Raw genomic sequence first — 7,514 nt, 5'->3', positions numbered from 1 at the left:
TGGTGGGCACGCTGACAGTGGGCAACGGCACACGAGCCATCGGCTTGCGTGCCGACATGGATGCGCTTGCCATGCCCGAAACCGCCGACCGCCCCTATAAGTCGACCGTGCCTGGCAAGATGCATGCCTGCGGCCATGACGGGCACACGACACTGCTTTTGGGCGCAGCGCGCGAACTGGCACGCACGCGCAATTTTTCCGGCACTGTGCATTTCATCTTCCAACCCGCGGAAGAAGGTCGTGGCGGCGCAAAGCGCATGGTGGAAGACGGCCTTTTCGAGCAATTCCCTTGCGATGCAGTCTATGGCCTACACAACATGCCCGGCCTCGACACGGACGAGATGGCCGTGGTGCCCGGCCCGCAGCTTGCATCCTCCGACAGTTGGCAGGTAACCTTTCGCGGCGTGGGCACGCATGGCGCAAAACCACATCTAGGCAAGGATCCCGTTACGGCGGGCGGTCATTTCCTTTCCAGCCTGCAGACCATTGTCGGCCGTGTGGTCGATCCCCTGCAGCCGGCAGTGGTGAGCGCGTGCTCGGTGCAAGCGGGCGACCCCAACGCGCTCAATGTGATACCCGATTTCATGGACATTGCCGGCACCGCCCGCGCCTATACGCCGCGCGTGCGCGATCAGCTCGAAGAAGAGATCGGGCGGCTCGCAAACGGCGTTGCGGCGATGTTCGGGATCGAGGCGCAATACCGCTTCATCCGGCGCATTCCGCCGGTGGTGAACGATGCCGACGCGACAGCGCGAGCGCTGGCGGCGGCGAAAGCCGTGTGCGGCGACAAGGTGCGCACCGACTTCCCGCCATCGACGGCAGGCGACGACTTCGCCTATTTCTCTCAAGAGGCGCCGGGGGCCTATGTGTGGCTCGGAAACGGACCGGCCATGGACGGCGCGCTGCACCACAACACCGCCTACGATTTCAACGACGAGGCGATCCGCACCGGCGTGAAATTCTGGGCAGCGCTGGTGGAGCAGGAACTGGCCGCCTGATTGCCCGGCGAGAGCCAGCATCCGAATCAAAAGCGGAACCTGCGCCAAGGGCAATGCAGGCCTATTCCAGAACCTCAAGCACCGGTGTTGCCAGAACGGCGGGGCGTGCGTTGTCGGCAATGCCGAGATCGGTCTGGTGCGGGCCGGCATTGCAGGCGAGCGTCGCGCCGAAACAGGCCTTGAACACCAGATAGGGCGGCTCCCAGTCGACGATGTCGTCCATGGCGGAACGCAAGGCCTCAAAGCCCATCGCAATTTCGGCCAACGGGGCGTCGGACACGAGACCCGACAAGAGAAGCGCCAGAGAGGCGACGACCTTGCCGCCCTGCGCAACGGCCATGCCGCCGCCGGCCTCGATCACCCAATTGGCCGCTGCCGCCACATCCTCTTCATTGCCGCCGAAAACCGTGACGTTATGGCTGTCGTGGGAAACCGTGGTGCAGAACGCGCCGCGCCAAGAACCCCAGCCGGTGAGGTAACCCACCCGCGGAATGGCCGGCGCGCGGCCATGACGGTGAATGACGCTGATGAGCGTCGCACCTTCTGGCGGCACGACGAAGCCGTCGCGTACCGTCGCTTCCGCCTCGCTCCATTCGGTGAAACGGGGACGGTGAATGGTGGCCACGCGCACGCGCTTCCCGTCCGCCCGGACGCGGAAATCATCGGGCGTGAAGGTGGCGCATTTGATCGAGCCTTTGAGCGGCGCGGTGGAAAGCGCCTTCACCGGGGCGGTCAAAGCGCCATCGCGCGCGACCACGACGCCATTGGCGATGACGGCGGCGGCACGGAAATTCTCCAGATCGTCAAACAGCGCGATATCGGCGCGGCGGCCGGCGGCGACGAGGCCGAGATCGGGACGCGCGAGCCGGTGCGCGGCATTGAGCGTTGCGGCCTGAATGGCCCAGGCAGCCGGCATGCCGTAGCGCACCAGACGGCGCACCACATCGTCCAGCCCGCCTTCATTCAGAAGCGAGTCGGGAAACACGTCGTCGGTGCAGAGCGTGACCGTGGAAGGCAGATGCCCGAGCGCGTTCAGCGCCTCGACGAATTCCGGCAGGAGGTGGTCATGCGAACCGCGCATCTCGATGGCGAGGCCGGCGCGCAGCTTGGCCATCAGATCATCCCCAGAGACGAGCTCGTGATCTGAACTGACGCCTGAGGCCATGAAAGCGTTGAGGTCTGCGCCTTTGAGGCTGCGGGCATGGCCGAAGACGGGCTTGCCGCTTTCGAGGCCGGCCTGCACCACATCGCGCATGGGCGCGGTGCGGTCGATGACGCCGCGCATGTTCATGACCTCGGCAACGCCGCCAATGCCGGGACGCGCCAGCATGTCGGCAAGCTCGGCCCCGCCGAAATCGGCCCCGGACCGTTCAAGTCCGGGCGCAGAAGGTACACAGGAAGGCGCAAGCACGATCATGCGCAGCGGCAGGTCTGCCGCGGCCTCCAGCGCCCAGCCGACACCATCGAGCCCATGCACATTGGCGAATTCGTGCGGATCCCACTGGACGGTGGAGACGCCGCGCGGCAGGACGGCCTGCGCGTAGGCCGCAGGTGTGATCATGGAGCTTTCCACATGCATGTGCATGTCGATCAGACCGGGCGTGACGGTGAGCCCTTCCGCCTCGATGATCTCGACTGCATCGCTGCGTGCGCCTTGATCGTGGACGCTTGAGATGAGTGCGCCGACAATGCCGATATCGGCGGGGCGCAGCTCGCCGGTCACCGCGTCGAGCAGCGTGCCGCCGCGAATGAGAAGATCGAAGGGCGCATCGCCGCGCGCGGCGGAGACGGCGCGGTCGCGCAGGGCGGCATTGTCGAGGTCGCGGGGTTCGGCGGTCATGCGCGGGAAGCCTCCACGAGCGCGTCGAGCGCCAGCGCGCGAACGCGGGTGGCATCGGCGCGCATGCCCCACAGAGCGTTGGGATTTGCGCGAGGGCGTTGATCGACAATGGTGCGGCCACGCGTGTGGGTGCCAGACAGCTCCATCGTGACTTGCGCTTTCTCGAAAACGAAGGCGTCAGGTGCCACGAAGGCAGCGGCGGCGGTCGGATCGTAAAGCGCCATGGCCTTGCGCCCGCTGTTGAGCGCGATGTCGACATAGGCGCCAAGAAGATCGGCCAGGATCTCGGCCTTTGGCGTGCCGACGGCGCGGACGGTGTCGACATCCTCCGGACCGACGAGCACCTGACGGCACAGATCGAGATCGGCGACGCGCAGCGTCACGCCACTCGTCAGAACGATGGCGACAGCCTCCGGATCGGCGAAGGCGTTGAACTCTGCGGACGCCGTGTGGTTGCCACGGGTTGCGCCGCCGCCCATCCAGGTCACGCTGGTGATCTTTGAAATGAGATCGGGCCGCGCAAGCGACAGGATCGCGACGTTGGTGAGCGGACCGAGCGCGAGGATTTCGCCCGGCGCATCGAGCCCTTCAAGCCATGCGGTCAGAGCCGTCAACGCATCGGTGTGTGGCAGCGCGTCCGCCTCAGGGAGGCTGCGCCCACGGGTGGGAATGCCGGTGGGACCGAGAACATGGGCGGGTGTTTCCACCCCGCCCAGGATCGCCCGTTCCGCGCCGATGTGGATCGGGAAGCGCCAGCCGAGCAGCGACGCGGCCCCGGCGGCATTGGCGCGCACCGCGTCCATCGGCGCGTTGCCGAACACCAGCGAAACGCCAGCAATCGGCTTCGACGAGGCGGCGACGATCATCATCGCCAGAATGTCGTCGAAGCCCATATCCGTGTCGATCCAGACCAAGGCGGGCACTCCCCTTCCTACATGCGCTCGAGAACAGCTGCGCGCTCCGGCGGCAGGTCGAAGGCAACCTTGCTGCCTGGCTCGAAAACCGGTGCTGCGGCGTCCATCTCGGCCTTGATGGGGCCGAGCGGACTCATCAAAAGGTATTCGCGCGAACCGCCAGCGAAAGCGGCGCCAAGGACTTCCCCCTCGAAACGTCCGTTCCCGAGCGAAACCATGTTCGGACGCCAGGCCAAGCCCGGAGCGTTCACCGACGCTGCCCCGCTCAGTTCCAGCCTGCCGTTTTCGGTAACTATTTGGCCGTTCTCCACGGGGAAGATATTCTCGAAGCCGACGAAATCGGCAACGAAACGCGACTGAGGCCGATTGTAGACATCTTCAGGCGAGCCGATCTGTTCTATCACGCCTTCCTTCATGACAACGATGCGATCTGCCAGCGCCAGCGCCTCGTTTTGATCGTGCGTTACGAAAACCATGGTGACCCCGCTTTCCCGCTGCACGCGCTGCAGCTCGGTGCGCATTTCCAGACGCAGGCGCGCATCGAGGTTAGACAGCGGCTCGTCGAGCAGAAGCACCTTGGGCTGCATGACCAGCGAGCGGGCAAGCGCGACCCGCTGCTGCTGGCCGCCGGAGAGTTCCGCCGGTTTGCGGCTGTGGAACTTGGAAAGCCCGACCATGGCGAGGCCGGCCTCGACCCGCTGGTTGATCTCGGCCGTGGGAAGTTTCTTCAGGCGCAGGCCGAAGGCGACGTTCTCGAACACGGTCAGATGCGGAAAGAGCGCGTAGGACTGGAACACCAGACCCACATGACGCCTGTTGGCAGGCACATGGGTGATGTCCGCGCCATCCAGCGTAATTGTGCCGGAAGCCGGGCGCAGAAGACCGGTGATCGCGCGCATGGTGGTGGTCTTGCCACAGCCGGAAGGACCGAGCAGAGCGATCAGCTCGCCCTTGCGAATGGACAGGTTGAGACGGTCGACCGCGACGGTCTTGCCGTAGGCGAGCGTCAGATCGCTCAGATCGAGATAGGTTTCATCAGACATAGCGGGAGAACCCCAGGAAACGTTCCGCGAGGAAAACGATGGAAATGGACAGGAAGGCGAGCAGCGCGGCGAGAGCCGCCACCGACGGATCGTAGGTGATTTCCATGTACCAGATCATGTCGATCGGCAACGTGCGCACACCCGGCCCTGAAAGGAAGAGCGACACCGGCACCTGATTGAAGCTGGTGACGAAGCCCAGAATGAAGGCCGCCAGAATCCCGCTTTGAATGTTGGGCAGCACGATCCGGAAGAAGGTGGCGACCCGCGTGGAGCCGAGGATGACCGCAGCTTCCTCGATGTCGCTGCGCAGATTGTCGAGCGAGGCCGAAACCACACGCACCGCATAGGGCAGGATCAGCGCTGTGTGGGCGATGAACAGCGCCACGCCGACCCCGACATCGAGCGGGATCACCAGATAGCGCAGGAGCGCCAGTCCGACGATGATGCCCGGCACGATGATCGGCGCGGAGACAATGGTGCGGATGGTCTCGCCGAAGGGCAGACGATAGCGCGATGCGGCATAGGCCACCGGCACACCGAGCACCAGTGCCGCAAGCGTGCCGAAAATGGCAAGGAACATGGAAAGCGCAAAACTCGCCCGGAAACTCTCCACTTCGAACACCTTCATCACCCATTTGAACGACAGGCCCTGTGGGGGGAAGGCGAGCGTTTCGCCGCCCGACAGGGCCGCCGCAACGATGATGACGAAGGGCCCAAGCAGGAAGATGAGGACGAGTGTCAGCGTGACATAGGACAGAAGGCGGGACGTCATCGCTTGTTCCTCGCAGTGGCCAGTCGTTTCAGAAGCAGGTTGGCGGAGAAGCTCATGACCATGAGGATCATCGCGATGATGCTTGCCGATGCGAAGTCGTTCGCGACGGTGACGCGCTGATAGAGCAGCGTTTCCAGCATCAAGACCTTGGAGCCGCCGAGGATGGCGGGAGTGATGTAGGCCGTGAGCGAACCGGTGAAGACCAGCGTGCCGCCGATGACGAGCCCCTCCTTGGTGAGCGGAAGGATGACCTTGACGAAAACCTGCAGCCAGTTGGCGCCCAGAACGCGCGCGGCGGGTACGGCATCCCTGGGCATGTTTTCCAGCGCGCTGATGAGCGACAGGATCATAAGTGGAAGGAAGAGCTGCAGAAGGCCGATGAAGACGGCGGTTTCTGTAAACAAGAACCGGATGGGTGTGTCGGAAAGGCCGAGCCAGACGATGGTCTCGTTGACGAAACCCGTTCGCCCCAGAATGACGATCCAGGCATAGGTTCTGGCGACGGGCGAGATCATCAAGGGCATGACGACGAGACCGATCAGGCGGCCGCGTGCGGTGGGCGGCAGCGTGACGATGGAATAGGCCGTGGCATAGCCGATGACCGCCGATACGGCGGTGACAATCGCGCCGAGCTTCAGCGTGCGCCAGAAGACGGTACGATTGAGCTCGCTTTCGAAGAAGCCGGCATAGGATGCCAGGGTCCAGCTTCCCTCGGCGCGGAAGCCTTCGGAAAGCAGAATGCCGACGGGAACGAGAAAGACGATCGCCGCGAAGACCGCCGCAGGCAGCGCCAGCGCCAGTCCTTCCATCCGATTCTGAAACATGTGTTGGAACCTTGTGTTGGGTCCGGGGGCAAGCGCATCGCCCACCCCCGGACCATCGCATCAGCTATCGGCCTACTGGCCGATCTGAGCGTTCCACTCCGAAAGCCAGGCCTCGCGGTTGTCGAGAATGACGGCCGGTTCGAGCAGTTTGAGGCTCTCAACGGTTTCGGCGCCGTAGGTTAGATTTTCCGCGATTTCGTCGGAAACCTCGACGTCCGCATTGGCAGGGCTGTCCACCAGCGCCTCGGCGAGCTTGGTCTGGATCTCAGTGGAGAGCCAGAAATCCATGAATTCATAGGCGAGATCTTCGTTCTTGGCGCCCTTGGTCAGGATCATGACGTTCATGCCGCCGGTCTGGCCTTCCTTCGGAGTGGCCCAGGCCATATCGAAGCCCATCTTGGAATAGGCACCCCAGGCGAAACGGCCTATCGGGGCTGCCAGGATTTCCTCCTGCTGCATGAGCTGCGCGACCTGCGAGGAACGCTCGTAGAAGGTGACGATGTCGTCCTTGTTCTTGGCGACTTCGCCGATGGCCGCCTTGAGATCGGCAGCATCGTCGCCGATGGCCTTGCCGACCATGTAGAGAGCTGGCGGCCCCTGATTGGTGCTGACGTTCGGGAATGCGACCCGCCCTTTCAGCTTGTCCTGAAAAAGGTCGGCCCAGCTCTCGATCTCCACCTCGTCGGCGCGATAGGCGATGGAGGTGGCGTAGAAGGTATAACCGACGCCCATATGGTCGCCCACCGGGTCCTTGGCGATGTCGTACAGCTTGTCGTAGTTCGACAGGCGGGTGACATCGATGGATTGGGTAATGCCCTTGCGCGCAGCCGAAAGCGCGTCGTGCGTGGACATGACGGCCATGTCGATTTCGGGATCGTCCTTGCGGGCTTCCAGCTTTGCGAGGCGCTCCACGGAGTTGCCGGTCTCGACCACGAGTTCGCAGCCGCACTGGGCCTCGAAGGGATCGTAGACGATCTCCTTGAATTCGTCCTGCGCGAAACCGTAAACGGAGATGACGAGGGTTTTGTCGGCGGCGTGGGCTGCGCCGCTGAGCGCGGCGAGCGCAACGCCGGAGGCGAGGAATTTCTTGAACATGACTGATCGCTTCCTTCTCTGGTGGTGC

Annotated in this window: 7 protein-coding genes; 1 reads left to right on the top strand and 6 read right to left on the bottom strand. The window is 63.8% G+C overall.

Annotated elements, in window-relative coordinates:
* The coding region (locus tag QZ638_RS09890; protein ID WP_295809508.1) for an amidohydrolase at positions 1-998 on the top strand (998 nt) is incomplete at its 5' end.
* 61 nt (positions 999-1,059) lie between these two features.
* Here QZ638_RS09890 and QZ638_RS09885 read toward each other — a convergent pair.
* From QZ638_RS09885 to QZ638_RS09860, 6 genes are all read right to left on the bottom strand, one after another.
* Entirely contained in the window at positions 1,060-2,838 is a 1,779-nt protein-coding gene (locus QZ638_RS09885; protein ID WP_295809506.1) for an adenine deaminase, read from the bottom strand.
* On the bottom strand, positions 2,835-3,752 hold the full coding sequence (locus QZ638_RS09880; RefSeq protein WP_295809511.1) for a nucleoside hydrolase: 918 nt from the start codon (positions 3,750-3,752) through the stop codon (positions 2,835-2,837). Before QZ638_RS09880 ends, QZ638_RS09885 begins: the two co-directional genes overlap by 4 nt.
* A 17-nt stretch (positions 3,753-3,769) precedes the next feature.
* Complete coding sequence (locus QZ638_RS09875) at positions 3,770-4,795, bottom strand: ABC transporter ATP-binding protein (RefSeq protein WP_295809505.1); 1,026 nt, start codon at positions 4,793-4,795, stop codon at positions 3,770-3,772.
* Positions 4,788-5,567: an ABC transporter permease gene (locus QZ638_RS09870; RefSeq protein WP_295809504.1), complete on the bottom strand. Its 780-nt coding sequence runs from the start codon at positions 5,565-5,567 to the stop codon at positions 4,788-4,790. The genes QZ638_RS09875 and QZ638_RS09870 overlap by 8 nt, the downstream gene beginning before the upstream one ends.
* Entirely contained in the window at positions 5,564-6,391 is an 828-nt protein-coding gene (locus tag QZ638_RS09865; protein WP_295809500.1) for an ABC transporter permease, read from the bottom strand. The genes QZ638_RS09870 and QZ638_RS09865 overlap by 4 nt, the downstream gene beginning before the upstream one ends.
* 72 nt (positions 6,392-6,463) lie before the next feature.
* The gene (locus QZ638_RS09860; protein ID WP_295809497.1) at positions 6,464-7,486 is read right to left on the bottom strand and encodes a PotD/PotF family extracellular solute-binding protein; all 1,023 of its coding nucleotides are present in this window, start codon (positions 7,484-7,486) and stop codon (positions 6,464-6,466) included.
* Between the last annotated feature and the right edge of the window lie 28 nt (positions 7,487-7,514).

This window comes from uncultured Nitratireductor sp. (genome assembly GCF_913053745.1).
Lineage (GTDB): Bacteria > Pseudomonadota > Alphaproteobacteria > Rhizobiales > Rhizobiaceae > Nitratireductor.
This window is presented reverse-complemented; position numbering and strand designations above follow the sequence as displayed.

What these genes read in the sequence shown, in the direction of transcription:
- QZ638_RS09875 (WP_295809505.1), bottom strand. Translation starts at nt 4,795, where the DNA reads ATGTCTGATGAAACCTATCTCGATCTGAGCGATCTGACGCTCGCCTAC.
- QZ638_RS09860 (WP_295809497.1), bottom strand. Translation starts at nt 7,486, where the DNA reads ATGTTCAAGAAATTCCTCGCCTCCGGCGTTGCGCTCGCCGCGCTCAGC.
- QZ638_RS09885 (WP_295809506.1), bottom strand. Translation starts at nt 2,838, where the DNA reads ATGACCGCCGAACCCCGCGACCTCGACAATGCCGCCCTGCGCGACCGC.
- QZ638_RS09870 (WP_295809504.1), bottom strand. Translation starts at nt 5,567, where the DNA reads ATGACGTCCCGCCTTCTGTCCTATGTCACGCTGACACTCGTCCTCATC.
- QZ638_RS09865 (WP_295809500.1), bottom strand. Translation starts at nt 6,391, where the DNA reads ATGTTTCAGAATCGGATGGAAGGACTGGCGCTGGCGCTGCCTGCGGCG.